Raw genomic sequence first — 15,093 nt, 5'->3', positions numbered from 1 at the left:
CAGAGTGAAGGTAATGCAGCTAGGCGATAGCGGGACCCAGGCCATTGCGGCCTGGCAACAGCAGGTCCAGGGCGTTCAAGGTTGGCTCGCGCGGCACTGTGAGCAGGCGCCGCGCCCGGAAGGGGCCGGCGTGACCCAGGGTGTGGTGCTCTGGCGTCAGGGTGAGCAGTGGCAGCCCGTTGCGCTGTGGCCCGGTCAGGCGGATGGCGCTGCACTGCTTTCGCTCAGTGAAGAGGTGCGGGACGCAGGGCGGGGGCTGGTGAGCCAGCTTGGCGAAGACAGCCTGGGCATCGGTTATCCGGTGCGAGACCTGGCCAGCGACGAGGCCGAGGGTGCCCAGCCGGGAAAGGGTGCCTTGCTGGGAGCGGTGGCCTTGCGGGTCATGTTGCCCGAGGCTCTGCGGGGCCGCGATAGCGCCGTGCAGACAGCCCTGCTGCCGCTGATGCAGCGGCTCGAGGATGGCGTCGCGACTCTCGAGCGCGACGTGTTGCAGCGCTCGTATCGCAGCGGGCGACAGCTCCAGGACCGGCTTTCCCAGCACCTTTCTCTGCTGGCGGCAGTGCTCGCCGAACCGCGTTTTGCCTCCGCTGCCATGCAGCTCGTCTCGCGCCTGGCCAGCCACTTCGAAGCGGAGCGGGTCAGCCTGGGTTGGCGGCGCGGTTCTCGTACGCGAGTCGAGCAGATCTCTCACAGCGCTCAGTTCAATCGCAAGATGAATCGCATCCGCGCCACGGAAACTGCTATGGACGAGGCGTTGGACCAGCGCATCAGCGCAGTGTGGCCGGCTCCCGACGGGCCGGGGTGGGAGCACCGTGTGGTGCGCGCCCAGGCGGCGCTGGGCGGCATGACGGGGCTGGGAGCGGTGGTCAGCTTGCCGTTGCTGGATGGAGCGGAGCCCCTCGGCGCCGTTACCCTGGAGCGCGACATGCCCTTCGATGCCGAAGAGGTAGCGGCGCTTGAGAGTTTGCTGGCACTCTGCGCCCGGGCCCTCGAAGAGAAGCGGCGCAACGACAGACCGTTGCCGCTGAAGATGGCGGTGGCTACGTCGGAGCAGTTGGGGCGGCTGTTCGGCCCGGGGTTCCTGGGCTACAAGCTGACCGGATTGGTGCTGGCAGGGTTATTGGCCTTCTCCTGGCTGGCGACAGGAGAGGAGCGCATCGCCGCCGATGCGATACTCGAGAGCCGCGAGCAGCGAGTGATGACGGCGCCGTTTCGTGGCTATATCGATGCGGCTCTGGTGCGGCCCGGCGATAGGGTCGAGGCCGGCCAGCCCCTGGCCGACATGGAGACCCGAGACCTGTTGCTAGAACGCCTGCAGTGGCAGAGCGAGCTGGCCAAGTTCGAGCGCCAGGAGCAGGAGATGCGGGCACGGGGCGACCGTGCCGGCATGAACGTATTGGCGGCGCAGCGCGATCAGGCCCAGGCAAGGCTGGCTCTGGTGGATTCTCGGCTGGAACGGGCCACGCTGTTGGCGCCATTTGCCGGCGTGGTGGTCAGCGGCGATCTCACCCAGCGACTGGGAGGTGCCGTGGAGCAGGGGGAGGAGCTGTTCCGGGTTTCGCCGCTGGACGACTTCCGTCTCGAACTGGAGGTGCCGGAGCGCCGCATCGATGACGTCAGGGTGGGGCAGCGGGGCGAACTGGTGCTGGCGGCGATGACCGGCGAACGGTTGCCTTTTGTCATCGAACGGCTCACACCGCAGACCCGCAGCAGTGATGGCAGCACTCGCTTCGTCGTCGAGGCAAGCCTGGTGCGCGATGCCGAGAGCATCGATGGCGCTGCGCGACGCGAGTTGCGTCCGGGGCTGCAGGGCGTGGCCAGGATAGAGACCGGCGAGAACAAGCTGATCGTCATCTGGACGCGGGAGCTGGTGGACTGGCTGCGCCTGACGCTATGGCGTTGGTGGGGCTGAGGCGTGGCCGGCCCGCTGTTCAGCCAGCATTGGCATCGAGTGGCCGACCTGCGCTTGCGGCTGCGTCATCATGCCAGCCTGCATCGCCACGAATATCGCGGCGAGCCGTGGTACGTGCTGCACGATACCCTCACCGGACAGGTGCACCGCTTCACGCCGGAGGCGTATCAGATCGTCGGTCGGCTGGATGGCAAGCGCACTCTGAGTGAGATATGGGATCAGGTGAGTGCCTCGCTGGGCGATGCCATGCCGACCCAGCAGGAGCTGATCGCCTTGATCGGAAGGCTGCACGGGGCCAACGTGCTTTCGGGCTACGGCGACATCGATATCGACGAGCTCTCCCGACGCCAGACGAAGCAGAAGCGGGGCAAGTGGCTACAGCTGGTGCGCTCTCCTCTGGGCATTCGCATCCCGCTGCTCGATCCTGAGCGCTTCATTGCTGCCAGCTACCCGCTGGTCAGGCCTTTCATCAGCCCACTGGGTGGGGTGCTGTGGCTGGCAACGCTGCTACTGGCGCTGGTAGTGGCGGGGGTGCACTGGCAGTCGCTTACCGACAACTTGGCCGATCGGGTGTTCGGTATCGGCAACTTGCTGATGCTGGCGCTCATCTATCCGCTGATCAAGGCGCTCCATGAGTTGGGCCACGCCTGGGCGACCAAGGATGCCGGGGGCGAGGTACATGAGGTCGGCGTGATGCTGCTGGTGTTCTTTCCGGTGCCATACGTGGACGCCAGTGCCGCGGCTGCCTGCCCCGACAAGTCGCGCCGCATGCTGGTGGGGGCGGCCGGCATCATGGTCGAGCTGTTTCTCGCATCGCTGGCGATGCTGGTATGGGCGGCGGCCGAACCGGGCCTGCTGCGGGCAGTGGCGTTCAACGTGATGCTGATCGCGGGTGTGTCGACGCTGCTGTTCAACGGCAACCCATTGCTGCGCTTCGATGCCTATTACGTGCTGGCGGATTACCTGGAGATTCCCAATCTCTTCAATCGCGCCAATCAGCAGCTGACCTACGCGGTGAAGCGTTACCTGCTGGGCCGGCGCGACGTGACCAGTCAGGCGCGATCCCGGCGCGAGGCATGCTGGCTGGTGAGTTATGCCGTAGCGTCGTTCGCCTATCGCTTGATGATCATGGTGGCCATCGCCGTGTTCGTGGCCACCAAATATCTGTTCGTTGGCGTCATTCTCGCCCTTTGGTCGGTGACCATGACGCTATTGCTGCCTCTGTTCAAGATGCTCAAGGCCATGACCGTAGACGATTCATTGCAAGGCTCGCGTGGCCGCGCCTGGGGCTGGCTCCTTGCCAGCCTGACGGCAGTCGCGCTGCTGCTGTTTCTGGTTCCACTGCCCTACGCCACCCATGTGCATGGCGTGGTGGACAGCCGCGAGCCGGCCCAGGTGCGCGTTGGCGTCAGCGGCGAGCTCGCCGAGCTGTGGGTGGAGGATGGCCAGGAGGTGACGGCTGGCGATCCGTTGATGCGCATTACCGCTCCGGAGCTGGGCGTGGAGGTGCGCCTGCTCGAGGCGCGAATCCGCCAGATCCAGCAGGAGCTCGTCGCCAACGTGCGCGATGCCCAGGCGGCTGCCATCCTGCGCGAGACCCTGGTGCCGGTGGAGCGTCAGCTCGACGATGCACGCCAGCGTGCTGCCGCTACCGTGGTGATCAGCCCCCATACTGGCCTGATGCTGATGCCGGAGGGGGTTCCCCGCCTGGGTAGCTATCTGCATCGTGGCACGGCCGTTGCGTCGGTGGTGCGTCCGGAGGATCTGCGCATTCGCACCTTGCTGCCGGCTCATGTGGTAGAACGTGTGCGCGACGATACGCGTCGGGTCCAACTGCGGTTGCCGGGCCATGAGTGGGATGCTGCCGGCAGCCTGCTGTGGGTATCGCCCAGTTCCGATCATGCAATACCCAGCCCGGTACTGAGCGTACAGGGCGGCGGACACGTGGCGGTCGATCCCAGTGCGACGACCGACGATGGTTCACCCAGGGCGTTTCGGCGACATTATCTGGCCGACTTTGCGGCGGGAGAATTGCTGCAGGAGGGGGGCTCGTTACATCTGGGGGGGCGTGTTCACGTACGTATCGAGCATGCTCCGGAGCCGCTGGGCTACCGGCTGTGGCGTGACCTGCGCCGCTCGTTCCTGAGGCTTTTCGAGCTATGAGCCGTCCGACATGCCTTTGCTGAAGCTGCCCGGCGACGTACTGACGCGTCCGGAGCGAACCCTGCTACCGCCGGGGAGCCTGGAGCGTCCCTGGCATTGGTTGAGGTCGAAGCTGCATCGGCCGGCGGCGATACGTAGGCTTGGGCTGCGCTCGCAGCTGCCGGGCATACATCGGCATGCCGCCCGCTTGGCATCACTCGATGTACAGGTGCTGGCCGAGGAGCGCGATGGCTTGCGGCTTGCGCTTGCACGCCAGGGCGTGACGCCACGGCTGGCTCGGCATGCCTTCGCTCTGGTGCGGGAGGTCTCCCGGCGGGAGCTGGGCATGGCGCATCATGACGTACAGCTGTTGGGCGGGCTGGCCATGCTGGGGGGAAGAATCGCCGAAATGCATACCGGCGAGGGTAAGACCCTGACGGCGACACTGCCGGCGGCAACGGCTGCCTTGGCCGGAATTCCGGTACATGTGATCACCGTGAACGACTACCTGGCCGCTCGCGACGCGGAGCTGATGACCCCGGTCTACCGTGCGCTGGGCCTGAGCGTGGCAGCGGTGGTGCATGAGATGCCGCCACACGAGAGGCGAGCCGCCTACGCTGCCGATGTGGTCTATTGCACCAACAAGGAGCTGGTTTTCGACTACCTGCGCGACACTCAGCTGCTGGGTCGTCATCGCCATCCGCTTCAGGCCCATGCGGCGCGGCTGGTCGGTGAGCTGCAAGACGAACGCCTGCTGCTGCGGGGTCTGCATTTCGCCATCGTCGACGAGGCCGACAGCGTGATGCTCGACGAGGCGCGAACGCCGCTGATTCTCTCGGGGCCGGCAGGCAAGGACGCGCTCGATATCGCGCTGCTCGATCAGGCGCTGGCCCTTGCCGCTGAGTTCGAGGAGGATACGCATTTCGTGCGGGAGAGCGGGCAGATCCATCTGACCGAGCGTGGCCGGGAGCGGCTGACCGAACGGGCGCAGGCCTTGGGCGGCGGTGGCTGGGTAGGGCGTTCACGGCGAGAGTGGCTGGTTCAACAGGCGCTGGTGGCGCGCCACCATTTCCAGCGTGACCACCATTATCTGGTGCGTGACGGCAAGGTGCAGATCATCGACGAGCACACCGGCCGGGTCATGGCAGACCGCAGCTGGGAGAAGGGCCTGCAGCAGATGATCGAGCGACTCGAAGGCTGCGAGCCGAGTGATCCCAACGTGACGCTGGCGCGGCTTACCTACCAGCGCTTCTTCCGCCGCTACCACCATCTTTCCGGCATGACCGGCACGGCGCGAGAGGTGCGCGGAGAGCTCTGGCGTACCTATCGTCTGCGGGTGGTGGCGATACCCCCGCACCGGCCCAGCAAACGCCAGCACTGGCCGACGATATCCCTCGCACGGCAGGCCGACAAGTGGCAGTGGATTGCCACCCGCGTCCAGGAAATCGCCGGCCAGGGGAGAGCTGTGCTGGTGACCACGGTCAACCTGGCCGACTCCGAAGCGCTGTCGCAGCGGCTCGCCGAGGCCGGTATCGAACATGCCATGCTCAACGCGCGTCAGGATGCCGAAGAAGCCGATACAGTTGCCCGCGCTGGCCGTCGTGGTGCTGTGACGGTGGCTACCAGCATGGCGGGGCGGGGCACCGACATTTCGCTGGAGGAAGAGGTCAAGAGAGCAGGCGGGCTGCATGTCATCGTTGCCGGCCACCACGATGCCTCGCGGGTGGATCGGCAGATTGCCGGTCGCTGCGCGCGTCAGGGCGACCCGGGCAGTGTGGAACTGGTGGTATGTGAAGAAGAGGCTCTGCTCGATGAGCTGACGGAGTGGCAGCGTCGTATGGGGCAACTGCCGACACGCTTGAAGCGTGCTCAGCGACGGCGTGAGGCGCGCCACGCCAGAGAACGCGCGCGGCTGTTGGAGGCCGACTGGCGCGAGGACGAACAGTTGGGTTTCAGTGGCAAGTCCGAATGATTGTGACCGACAACCGAATAGCCGTCAGCGGACGGTGGAGTGGGGAACCTATGAGTCAGCGCTTTCTTCGCAGCATCACGCTACCGCTGTGCCTGGCGGGCATGGGGAGCGTCGCTCTTCAGGCGCAGGGACAGGAGCTTGGCGACTCCTGGTTCGGCGAGCTTAGCTGTCTGGTCGAGCCGGGCAGGCAGGCGTTTCTGTCGAGCCAGGTACCGGGTGTGATCGAAACCATCCAGGTCGAGCCGGGCGATCGGGTTGCTGCGGGGGACACGCTATTCACGCTAAAGCGTGACGTAGAGCTGGCAAGCGTGGCGCTGGAGCGTGCGCGTGCCGACTATGCCGAGCGGCGGGTACAGCGCAACCAGCGCATGATCGAGCGCGGCATGCTCAGCGACAGCGAGCGTGACGAGATCGACACGGAAATGCGCCTTGCCCGCATGCAGGTCAACCTGGCCAACGCCCGGCTGGAGCAGATGACGCATCGGGCCCCGTTCGCGGGCTTGATCACGCAGCGTGTGGCCGAGGAGGGAGAATACATCGACGCTACACCGGTGCTCGAGCTGGTTCAGCTCGACCCACTGCGCATCGAGGCGGTCTTGCCATTGACTGCTTTCGGCGCGATAGCCGTGGGAGACAACCTGGAGATAGAGCTGCTTGCGCCAGTAGAGGAAACGGCGTCGGCTCGTGTGCAGCGGGTGGATAGCGTGATCGATGCCTCGAGCGGGACCTTTGCCATTGGTTTGATGCTGGACAATCCGCAAGGGGTGATACCGGCTGGCATCAATTGTCGGCTTGGGGAAATAGATTGAGCGTTGCTTCAGACTCTGCGGCGGTTTTACGCGCCAAAATGTTCATGGAAGCCATTTCCACGCTCCAATCGAATGCAAACGCACGTTTTATGGCAGCCTTGGGTTGAATGCTGCACCTTGAGGGCAAAGTTTCGTCAGCCTGATGAAATATCGACAAAGCTGCGGCATGATGTTTCTCGATGTCACAAAGGAGAAACCTCATGCCGACACAGCAGCGTGTGGAAGCCGATGTGTGTGAAGTCCTGAACCATTGGGCTTCCCATGCCTTGGCCCAGCAAGCGGCGAATGATGCTCTCGTCGCGTACATTCACTGAACCAGCGTTACCCGTTGCACCCAAGGGCCAGGGAGGGTCCTGACGTTACCGACTCTCAGAAGCTTGCCTCCTTCTTTCCCTTTTTCCCTTTTTCCCTTTTTCCCTTGCTGCCTTCCGCTACGGCTTCACCACGTCGGTAGGCCAGACTCAAAGTCGGTCCGGGCAGGCTGCCTTAGGTTCTGGGAAATCACCTTGGTCGTGCAAACTCGCGTTGATCGGCGCTGAGCTCGCATTCCGCCGCGGCAGTATCGGCATGAGCCACCAGGCTCAACAGTGCAAACGAAAAGAGGGTACAAGAACGTAGCATCGACCTTCCTTTGGCCTGGGGGATTCCCTTGCACTCTAGCCAGGTGAGGACTGCATTGCGAGGAGGTACTTTAGGAGAGGTGCTTTACGAGAGTTTTGCGAGAATTTTACGAGAGTTTTACCAGCGACGAAAAACCGCCACCCGGCATGACCCGTAAGTGGCGGTTTTCTCGAATCAGATGGTCGGAGCGACAGGATTCGAACCTGCGACCTCTGCAACCCTATTGCGTGGAATCCATATTTCAGCGGAAACGAGCAGCAACAAAGAAGGCGGAAAAATAGCATGTCAGTCAATGAGATAGCTTGGCTATTGCGCTTTCCTGTTGTTGCCGCTTGTCCCTTGGTATATCCTGAATCTGCTACCTATTTGCTACCTGGTTCGAGACGGATATGGCAATCACGCTGAAGCTCACCGCCAACGCGCTGGATCAGTTGGCCAAAGCGCCCCCGAGTGAAGACGTATTTGATACCGATCTGCCTGGCTACCATGTCCGCCCGGGCAAGCGTGGCTTGACGTTCCGTCTGTACTATCGCACCAAGGCCGGAAAGCAACGCATCCTGACCTTGGGACGCTATGGCACCCTGACCGCTGCCCAGGCGCGCAAGAATGCCAAGGAGGCGCTGGCTGTTGTGGCCCAGGGTGGCGACCCGCGGGCTTTGCTTGACGAAGCCAAGGCCGAGAGAGAGCGCCAGGACCAGCAGACGCTGAGCGCCTATCTGACTGGCCCATATACCGCCTTTCAGAATCGACGGAAGGACGGCAAGGGCACGCTGGACAGAATCGCCCGAGACTTCGCCGACTGGCTCGACAAGCCAATGGGCAGCCTGTCGCGTGCCGACGTTGAGCGCTGGCAGGCCAATCAGGAGGCCGCCAAGAAGCCCAGGGCCTTTGCCACCCTGAAGCGATCCTATGACGCCTTGTCGGCGCTGCTGGCGCACGCTGCCGAGCGCAAGGTAATACCTGCCCACCCGCTGAAAGGTGTGAAGCTGCAGAAGCCGGCCTTCACCGAGGAAGAGCTGGCCGAGCAGGGAAGCGAGCGCCGTTACCTGCTGGCCGACGAGGTCGAAGCACTGTTTGCCGGCCTCGAGGCGTATCAAGACGAGAAGCGCCAGCAGCGCCGCAGCAGCCGTGAGCATGGCAAGGCATATCTGCCCGACCTGGAGCGGGTGGCCTACGTGGATCACGTCGCGCCGTGGATCCTGACAATGTTCTATACCGGCTTTCGTCCCGGCGACCTGTTCGGCCTGCGCTGGGAGCACGTCAACCTGACCTTCGCAACGATCAGGAAGACGATCGAGAAAACCGCCCACAAGCGCCCCGAGCCCCAGACATTTCCCCTATCGGGTTCGGCCGTGGAAGTGCTCAAGACATGGCACAAGCAGCAGGGGCAGCCGACGACGGGTTTCGTGTTCCCGAGCCCGCGCACCGGCAACCGCCTGGACAGGACGGCGATGCAAAAGCCGTGGGCATCGGTGCGAAAGATGGCCAGGTTGCCTGACGATCTGCAGCTCTACACCCTGCGCCACAACTTCGCTAGTCAGTTGGTGATGGGCGGTACCGACATTCTGACCGTCTCCAAGCTGATGGCTCACAGCAGCATCGAGACGACGATCAAGTTCTATGCCCACCTGGCGCCAGACCACAAGCGCGATGCCGTTGAGGCGTTCGCCAAGCTGGCGCCGGGTCACGATTCCGCCGCCGATCAGGCGGTACAAGAAGGCCCCGGGGTGGTTGAGCACCCCAGGGCCATACACATCGGCCACCACTGAAGGAGATGCCGACATGCCCAGCAAGACTACCACGATCCGCGCCGCCACTACCGCGCCAGCCACTGACCTGGACATTGCCCAGCAGGAGGTAAGCCATTTCGTTTATGAAATCAGTCGGGCGACCTGCGCCCTTCGCAGCTTGGGTGAGGTGATGAGTGACCCCGACCACCCCATTGATCCAGGCAACATCGGCGGCCTTTGCCTGGCTGTGACAATGGTCGGCGAGTATCTGGAACACTTCGCAGGCGACCGTCAGCAATTGCTTGATCGCATCGAGCAAGAGCGCTTGGCGTCAGGTAGGTGAGCCCCAGAAGATCAATTTGACCTTCTCGGCATGGCTGGCGCGGCATCCCCCCGCGCCGGCCTTCGGGCATTCATCGTGGGACGGTATGAAGGGGCGCTAGGATGACAGAGAAACAATTGGGTCCGCTCACCATCAAAAAACTGATACATCATGGGCAGCTCTACGGAGTGAACTCCCTGGTGCATCGGTTCTGTGATGCTGTGAATGATGGCGAGGTGCCAGACATGGAAGACCTCAAGGCAGTGGCATACGCGCTTGAGCTATTGCGAGACGGGAATGCATCGGATCAGAAGCTGAGAGATTTCGCGGGCCGTCTCGGGATCAAGAAGAAGCAAGGCAAGGGTGAATCTTCAAAGCAAGACCATTTTAAGCAGGCCATTTCTGTTGCTAGGTATTTCGTAAAGCGCGCTGAGTACATCGCAGCGGGTGAGAGTGAGAAAGTTGCCGAGGCGTATGCTCGTGCTCTCGTCGCGTCAGAACTAGGGATTAAAGATAGGGCAATGCGTAACAGGATTGAGAAGCACGGAGAGTTCGCAGAACAGATCTGCCGGTATGGTTTGCCGGACGAGCTACGCGACCCGAGCGAGTGATTTTTGCACTCAAATAAACAAATAATGCTGCACTCTGACTAACTCCCCCATCATCGAAAGCGTCGCCAAACAGAGATGAGGACGCCTTCGATGTATGTAGATAGCAACTACCTTCCCCCAGTTCTTGCCAGTGCCCTGGCTCGCTACCGTGATGGCTTTGATCCGGCACTGATCGAGTTGCCCGAGACAGCCGTATTCCCTCACCTGATCCCGGTGCAACCGGCAACCGCCCGCAAGGCCCGGACTACTGGTCTGCTGTTGGGCAAGCCGGCGCCGCGGTTCGTCAAGCACGGCCGGACCGTCCGGTATCGCCTCAAGGATGTATTCGACTGGCTGGCTGATGGTGACGCTTATAGCAGCACCGCCGAAGCCGCCATGTCCAAGGAGGTGCTGTCATGAGCCGCAAAACCACTATCAACGACTATAGCCAGCAGTTGGAGCAACTGTCATTGGCCACGGAAGACCTGCTGAAGGTGGCCGCGATATTCAAGGCCGTCGAGGCCATGCAGGCACAAGACCCGCTTGATCCTGCTGCGCAGCGGCTAGCTGCCACAGGGCGCCAGATGGCCGAGCGGAGTGCGGAATATTTTCAGGATTCTGGCGATGAAGTCGAGGCCACCATCGAGCAGCTGAAAGCTGACGAGGAGGCTGAGTCATGCCCAGAATGAAAAAACCCGGCCTTGGGGGAGGCCGGGTCAATTCAGAATCACTCTGCAAGGTCAAGCCTAACACTCAACAGTGGCTGGTGCTAGAGCAGTTGCGCCAGCGCCCTATGAGTGCCGCAGAGCTGCAATGGTCTTTGCCGATCGCTGACGCCCGCGCCGTTGTGCGTGACTTGATCGCCAAGGGTTACCGCATCGACAAGCACCCGCACCCGAACCCATCCGAGCACGGCCGCCCGATCCAGCGTTATCACCTGGTCGAGTCGCAGTGAGCGTAAGGGGTGCTCAACTTGAGCACCCCTGATGGGAGGATGCCATGGCGAAGAAGAAGCGCGAACGGGTAACGACGCGCGGGGGCTTCCTTGCCCTGCCAAAGCTGCTGATGGAGAGCCGCGATTTTCGTGAGCTCTCGCCTTCCGCGCTGAAGGTGCTGCTGGTGCTTGGGAGCCAGTACAGGGGATGGAATAATGGTGACCTTGCCGCGACCCATTCGATGATGAAAGATTGGGGAGGCATGGCCGAAGGCACACTCTCCAAAGCGCTCAAGGAGCTTCAGGAAAGGAACCTGATCACCAAGACCCGGGACAACCGCCGAGGCCGTGAGGGAGCTCGTTGCGCTCTATATGCACTTACCTGGGAAAGGATTGACGACTGTCCGGGCAAGGATCTGGACGTTCCACCGAGCATCGTTCCCAAGCGGAAGCTGTCCCAGGGATGAGCAGAACGCGTACACCTTTAAACCCGCCCATCGAGGCGGGTTTTCGTTAAATACCGCCTTCAAAATTTGAAGCCTATCCCCTCAAATATTGAAGCCTTGTTAGGGTTAGGGCTTTTTTGACTTGGATAAGGCATCAATTTTTGAAGCCTTATGGCCGCTTTTCGATGATTACCGCCTTCAATTTTTGAAGACCTTTCTAGAGTTACCACCCTGTGTTGGTTTGAGCTGGCACCGGAGAGGGGCAAGCAGTGTATGACCAGTCACTAAAAGCAATGTTATAACGTTGCAACTATAACTGGTAAGATATACAGTCAAGCCGTGAGCCCACCAAACCCGACAAGGTGAATCAGATGAAACTAAGTGCCCTTCGAGAGCAGCGTTCCGCCAAGGTCGCCGCCATGAAAACCCTGGTCGATGCCGCTGCCAACGAAGGCCGCGATCTGACCGCCGACGAAACCCAGCAGTTCGACGCCCTGAAGGCCGAGGAGCGTACCCTGTCCGCCCAGGTGGAGCGCGTCGAGTATCTGGCCGATACCGAGCGCCGTTCTGCTGCTGCGCCCGTTGCTGGCGCCGAGGGTGGCGACTTCGAGCGCCTGGCCGGTCAGGTAAGCGTGATGAAGGTGATGCGCGCCCAGATGGAAGGCCGCAGCCTGGACGGTGCCGAGCGTGAGTACGCCCAGGAAGCCGAGCGACGCAGCGGCCGCAAGGCTCAGGGCGCCTTCGTGCCGCTGGCCGCCCTGGAGACCCGGGCGAACACCACCACCACGGCCGGCGAGATCGTGCCCACCGATCACCGCGCCGACCAGTATATCCCCGCCCTGCGTAATCGCCTGCTGGCGCGTCAGCTAGGCGTTCGCGTGCTCTCCGGCCTCTCCGGTAACGTGAGCATTCCCAAGCACGGCAGCGGCCTGGCAACCGGCTGGGTGACGGAAGGCAACCCGGTGCCCGAAGGTGAGATGGCCTTCGACGAAGTGACCCTGACGCCCAAGCACGTCGGCGGCAAGACCGAAATGAGCCGCCAGCTGATCCAGCAGTCCAGCCCCGACATTGAGCAGCTGGTGCGTGGCGACCTGTCCGCCCTGATTGCCCAGCAGCTCGACCGGGCGATTCTGCGCGGCGCCGGTAGCGCTGGCGAGCCCCAGGGCATCATCGGTGCGACCGGCGTCCAGACCGCCGACATGCCGGCCACCTGGGCGGAAGTGCTGGCGCTGGCCGAGCTGCTCGAGCTTGAGAACCTGGAGGGCGCCCACTGGCTGGCCGCGCCTGGCGTGAAGACCACCCTCGCCAGCACCGAGAAGGTCGCGGGCTCCGGGTCCGGCTTCCTGCTGCAGAACGGCATGATGGATGATCGCCCGTTCCGCAGCACCAACCAGATGCCGGCCGAAACCCTGCTGTTCGGCGACTTCTCCCACGTGCTGCTGGGGATCTGGTCCGAGATCGACATTCTGGTAAACCCGTATGCCGAGCCGGCCTACAGCCGTGGCGGGGTCCAGGTGCGGGCCATGGCGACCTGTGACGTGGCGCTGCGCTATCCGCAGGGCTTCGTTGTCGCAACCCCGGCGGGCTGATCATGGAAATCCGCGCCAGCAGTGAGCTGAAGCCGAAGGGCCGCAAGCTGACCGGCTATGTGGCCCGGTTCGACGAGCCTGCCGACCTGGGCGAGTTCGTGGAGGTGATCCGTGCTGGCGCCTTCACCCGCACGCTGGCCGCCGTGACGGCCCGGAACATCCGGGCCATCTACGAGCACGACGGCCGGTCGCTGCTGGGCCGCCTGGGCGCCGGCACCCTTCGCCTGACGGAAGATGCCGAGGGCCTGGCCTTCGAGATCGACCTACCCGACACCACCCTGGGCCGGGATCTGGCCCATCTGGTGGAGCGTGGCGACGTGGCCGGCTGTTCGTTCGGCTTCCTGCCGGTGCGGGATCGCTGGATCGAGGAGCGTGGCCGCCCGGTGCGTGAGCTCCACGATGTGGACCTGTTCGAGGTCACCATTACCGCCGCGCCAGCCTATGACACCAGCAGTGTTCAGGTACGAGCCCACCAGCAGCGCTCGATTCGCCTGGCCCGTCTGTACCTGGAGGCCTGCCAGTGAAGCTGTTCCGCCGCCTATTCGAGAAGCGCTCCGACGCCTATGACACCTATTGGGATCGGTTCGCCGCCGCCCAGGACGTGGCCGGCGTCTCCGTGACGCCTGGCAGCGCCGAGGGTATCAGCGCCGTCTATGCCGCCGTGTCGGCCATCTCCGAGAGCGTGGCCAGTCTGCCCCTGGACATTTACCGGCGCACCACCGACGGTCGCGAGAAGGCGCGCCAGCACCCGCTGTACAAGGTGCTGCACTCCGAGCCCAATGAAAACCAGACCGCGCTCGAGTTCCGCGAGATGCTGCAGCGGCATGTTCTGCTGCGTGGCAACGGCTATGCCGAGATCCACTGGAACGCCGCCGGCCGCGTCGAGAGCCTGAAGGCACTTCACCCGGACAGTGTGACCGTGCTGGTGACGCCCGATGATCGGCTGGTCTATGACGTGACCAACCGCCGCGGCGTGACCCGCCGCCTGCTGGCCGATGAAGTTCTACACCTGCGCTATCACAGTGATGACGGCCTGCTGGGCCGCAGCCCGATCCAGGTGGCCCGCGACACCATCGGCCTGGCACTGGCCGAGCGTACCCACGGCGAGCGTATGTTCGCCCAGGGCACCAAGCTGTCAGGCGTGATCCAGACCCAGCCGGGTACCACCAAGACCCAGGCCGGCGAGATTGCCACGTCGTGGGCTGCTGGTCAGGGTGGCGTGGGCAACCATGGCAAGACGGCCGTGCTGCCTGCTGGTGCCGAGTTCAAGACCGTGAGCATGACGCTCGAGGATGCCGAGTGGATCGAGGCCCGCCGTATGAGCGTCGAGGAAGTGGCCCGTCTGTTCCGTGTCCCACCGGTGCTGATCGGCGACCTGCGAGAGGCCAACTACTCCAACGCCGTGGAGCTGGGCCGCTACTTCGTGACCCATACCCTGCGCCGTCACCTGGTGATGTGGGAGCAGGCCGTCAACCGCGCACTGATCAACGACCCCGGGACGTTCTATGCCGAGCACAACGTCGAGGGCCTGTTGCGTGGCGACAGCCTGAAGCGGGCTCAGTTCTATGAGCGGGCCATTGGTGAAGGGTGGATGCTGCGTAGTGAGGTGCGCCGCCTGGAGAACCTGCCGGCCATCGAGGGGATTGACGATGCAGCCAAAGAAGAAGCGCCGCAACGTCCCGCTGAATAGCGCCGCCTGGCTCAAGCTGCGCGCCCAGGTGCTGGCCGAGGAGCCGCTGTGCCGTACCTGTATGGCCAGTGGCATCGTCACGCCTGCCACCGACGTGGACCACATCCACAACGGTACCGGTGACTTCACCGACGACAACCGGCGCGAGGCGCTGCAACCGTTGTGCGCATCCTGTCACAGCCGCAAGACCCGGGCCGAGATGAACGGCGAGGCAGTGACGGTGCCAGGCTGCGACGTTAACGGCATTCCCCTGGATCCGTCCCATCCGTGGCGGCAGCCGACATGAAAAAATCACCAGCAACCGCCGCGCCACGGACCGCGCCTACAGTGCGTTTT

At 63.3% G+C, this 15,093-nt stretch carries 15 protein-coding genes; all 15 read left to right on the top strand.

Annotation, left to right across the window (positions count from 1 at the left end):
- Positions 1-13 precede the first annotated feature (13 nt).
- The 15 genes from HOP53_RS04885 (at position 14) to HOP53_RS04815 (ending at position 15,043) form a co-directional block, all read left to right on the top strand.
- Positions 14-1,912, top strand: a complete 1,899-nt coding sequence (locus HOP53_RS04885; protein WP_234268964.1) for a GAF domain-containing protein — start codon at positions 14-16, stop codon at positions 1,910-1,912.
- A gap of 3 nt (positions 1,913-1,915) precedes the next feature.
- Positions 1,916-4,075 carry a biotin/lipoyl-binding protein gene (locus tag HOP53_RS04880; RefSeq protein WP_234268963.1) on the top strand — a complete coding sequence of 720 codons (2,160 nt, stop codon included), beginning with the start codon at positions 1,916-1,918 and terminating at the stop codon, positions 4,073-4,075.
- A 10-nt stretch (positions 4,076-4,085) separates the two neighbouring features.
- Complete coding sequence (locus HOP53_RS04875; protein ID WP_010628713.1) at positions 4,086-6,026, top strand: preprotein translocase subunit SecA; 1,941 nt, start codon at positions 4,086-4,088, stop codon at positions 6,024-6,026.
- 50 nt (positions 6,027-6,076) lie between these two features.
- A complete protein-coding gene (locus tag HOP53_RS04870; protein WP_234268962.1) occupies positions 6,077-6,835 on the top strand; it encodes an efflux RND transporter periplasmic adaptor subunit in 759 nt (252 codons plus the stop codon).
- A 1,010-nt stretch (positions 6,836-7,845) separates the two neighbouring features.
- Entirely contained in the window at positions 7,846-9,225 is a 1,380-nt protein-coding gene (locus tag HOP53_RS04865) for a site-specific integrase (RefSeq protein WP_234268961.1), read from the top strand.
- Between the two features lie 13 nt (positions 9,226-9,238).
- Positions 9,239-9,529 carry a hypothetical protein gene (locus HOP53_RS04860; protein WP_234268960.1) on the top strand — a complete coding sequence of 97 codons (291 nt, stop codon included), beginning with the start codon at positions 9,239-9,241 and terminating at the stop codon, positions 9,527-9,529.
- Between the two features lie 101 nt (positions 9,530-9,630).
- On the top strand, positions 9,631-10,119 hold the full coding sequence (locus HOP53_RS04855) for a hypothetical protein (RefSeq protein WP_234268959.1): 489 nt from the start codon (positions 9,631-9,633) through the stop codon (positions 10,117-10,119).
- 90 nt (positions 10,120-10,209) lie between these two features.
- Positions 10,210-10,518 carry a hypothetical protein gene (locus HOP53_RS04850; RefSeq protein WP_234268958.1) on the top strand — a complete coding sequence of 103 codons (309 nt, stop codon included), beginning with the start codon at positions 10,210-10,212 and terminating at the stop codon, positions 10,516-10,518.
- On the top strand, positions 10,515-10,787 hold the full coding sequence (locus HOP53_RS04845) for a hypothetical protein (RefSeq protein ID WP_234268957.1): 273 nt from the start codon (positions 10,515-10,517) through the stop codon (positions 10,785-10,787). The genes HOP53_RS04850 and HOP53_RS04845 overlap by 4 nt, the downstream gene beginning before the upstream one ends.
- Positions 10,775-11,053, top strand: coding sequence for a helix-turn-helix domain-containing protein (locus HOP53_RS04840; RefSeq protein WP_234268956.1), 279 nt, complete (start codon positions 10,775-10,777; stop codon positions 11,051-11,053). The genes HOP53_RS04845 and HOP53_RS04840 overlap by 13 nt, the downstream gene beginning before the upstream one ends.
- A 44-nt stretch (positions 11,054-11,097) precedes the next feature.
- Positions 11,098-11,499, top strand: a complete 402-nt coding sequence (locus HOP53_RS04835; RefSeq protein ID WP_234268955.1) for a hypothetical protein — start codon at positions 11,098-11,100, stop codon at positions 11,497-11,499.
- A 350-nt stretch (positions 11,500-11,849) separates the two neighbouring features.
- Entirely contained in the window at positions 11,850-13,067 is a 1,218-nt protein-coding gene (locus HOP53_RS04830; protein WP_234268954.1) for a phage major capsid protein, read from the top strand.
- 2 nt (positions 13,068-13,069) lie between these two features.
- Positions 13,070-13,591 carry an HK97 family phage prohead protease gene (locus HOP53_RS04825; protein ID WP_234268953.1) on the top strand — a complete coding sequence of 174 codons (522 nt, stop codon included), beginning with the start codon at positions 13,070-13,072 and terminating at the stop codon, positions 13,589-13,591.
- Complete coding sequence (locus HOP53_RS04820; RefSeq protein WP_234268952.1) at positions 13,588-14,757, top strand: phage portal protein; 1,170 nt, start codon at positions 13,588-13,590, stop codon at positions 14,755-14,757. Before HOP53_RS04825 ends, HOP53_RS04820 begins: the two co-directional genes overlap by 4 nt.
- Positions 14,717-15,043, top strand: coding sequence for an HNH endonuclease signature motif containing protein (locus HOP53_RS04815; protein WP_234268951.1), 327 nt, complete (start codon positions 14,717-14,719; stop codon positions 15,041-15,043). The genes HOP53_RS04820 and HOP53_RS04815 overlap by 41 nt, the downstream gene beginning before the upstream one ends.
- Positions 15,044-15,093: the final 50 nt, after the last annotated feature.

Origin of the sequence: Billgrantia ethanolica, from assembly GCF_021404305.1 — a bacterium.
Classification (GTDB): Bacteria; Pseudomonadota; Gammaproteobacteria; order Pseudomonadales; family Halomonadaceae; genus Halomonas; species Halomonas ethanolica.
Note: the sequence above shows the minus strand (reverse complement) of the source record. Positions and strands in the feature narration are given on the sequence as shown.

What these genes read in the sequence shown, in the direction of transcription:
- HOP53_RS04885 (WP_234268964.1), top strand. Translation starts at nt 14, where the DNA reads ATGCAGCTAGGCGATAGCGGGACCCAGGCCATTGCGGCCTGGCAACAG.
- HOP53_RS04875 (WP_010628713.1), top strand. Translation starts at nt 4,086, where the DNA reads ATGCCTTTGCTGAAGCTGCCCGGCGACGTACTGACGCGTCCGGAGCGA.
- HOP53_RS04870 (WP_234268962.1), top strand. Translation starts at nt 6,077, where the DNA reads ATGAGTCAGCGCTTTCTTCGCAGCATCACGCTACCGCTGTGCCTGGCG.
- HOP53_RS04865 (WP_234268961.1), top strand. Translation starts at nt 7,846, where the DNA reads ATGGCAATCACGCTGAAGCTCACCGCCAACGCGCTGGATCAGTTGGCC.
- HOP53_RS04860 (WP_234268960.1), top strand. Translation starts at nt 9,239, where the DNA reads ATGCCCAGCAAGACTACCACGATCCGCGCCGCCACTACCGCGCCAGCC.
- HOP53_RS04855 (WP_234268959.1), top strand. Translation starts at nt 9,631, where the DNA reads ATGACAGAGAAACAATTGGGTCCGCTCACCATCAAAAAACTGATACAT.
- HOP53_RS04850 (WP_234268958.1), top strand. Translation starts at nt 10,210, where the DNA reads ATGTATGTAGATAGCAACTACCTTCCCCCAGTTCTTGCCAGTGCCCTG.
- HOP53_RS04845 (WP_234268957.1), top strand. Translation starts at nt 10,515, where the DNA reads ATGAGCCGCAAAACCACTATCAACGACTATAGCCAGCAGTTGGAGCAA.
- HOP53_RS04840 (WP_234268956.1), top strand. Translation starts at nt 10,775, where the DNA reads ATGCCCAGAATGAAAAAACCCGGCCTTGGGGGAGGCCGGGTCAATTCA.
- HOP53_RS04835 (WP_234268955.1), top strand. Translation starts at nt 11,098, where the DNA reads ATGGCGAAGAAGAAGCGCGAACGGGTAACGACGCGCGGGGGCTTCCTT.
- HOP53_RS04830 (WP_234268954.1), top strand. Translation starts at nt 11,850, where the DNA reads ATGAAACTAAGTGCCCTTCGAGAGCAGCGTTCCGCCAAGGTCGCCGCC.
- HOP53_RS04825 (WP_234268953.1), top strand. Translation starts at nt 13,070, where the DNA reads ATGGAAATCCGCGCCAGCAGTGAGCTGAAGCCGAAGGGCCGCAAGCTG.
- HOP53_RS04815 (WP_234268951.1), top strand. Translation starts at nt 14,717, where the DNA reads ATGCAGCCAAAGAAGAAGCGCCGCAACGTCCCGCTGAATAGCGCCGCC.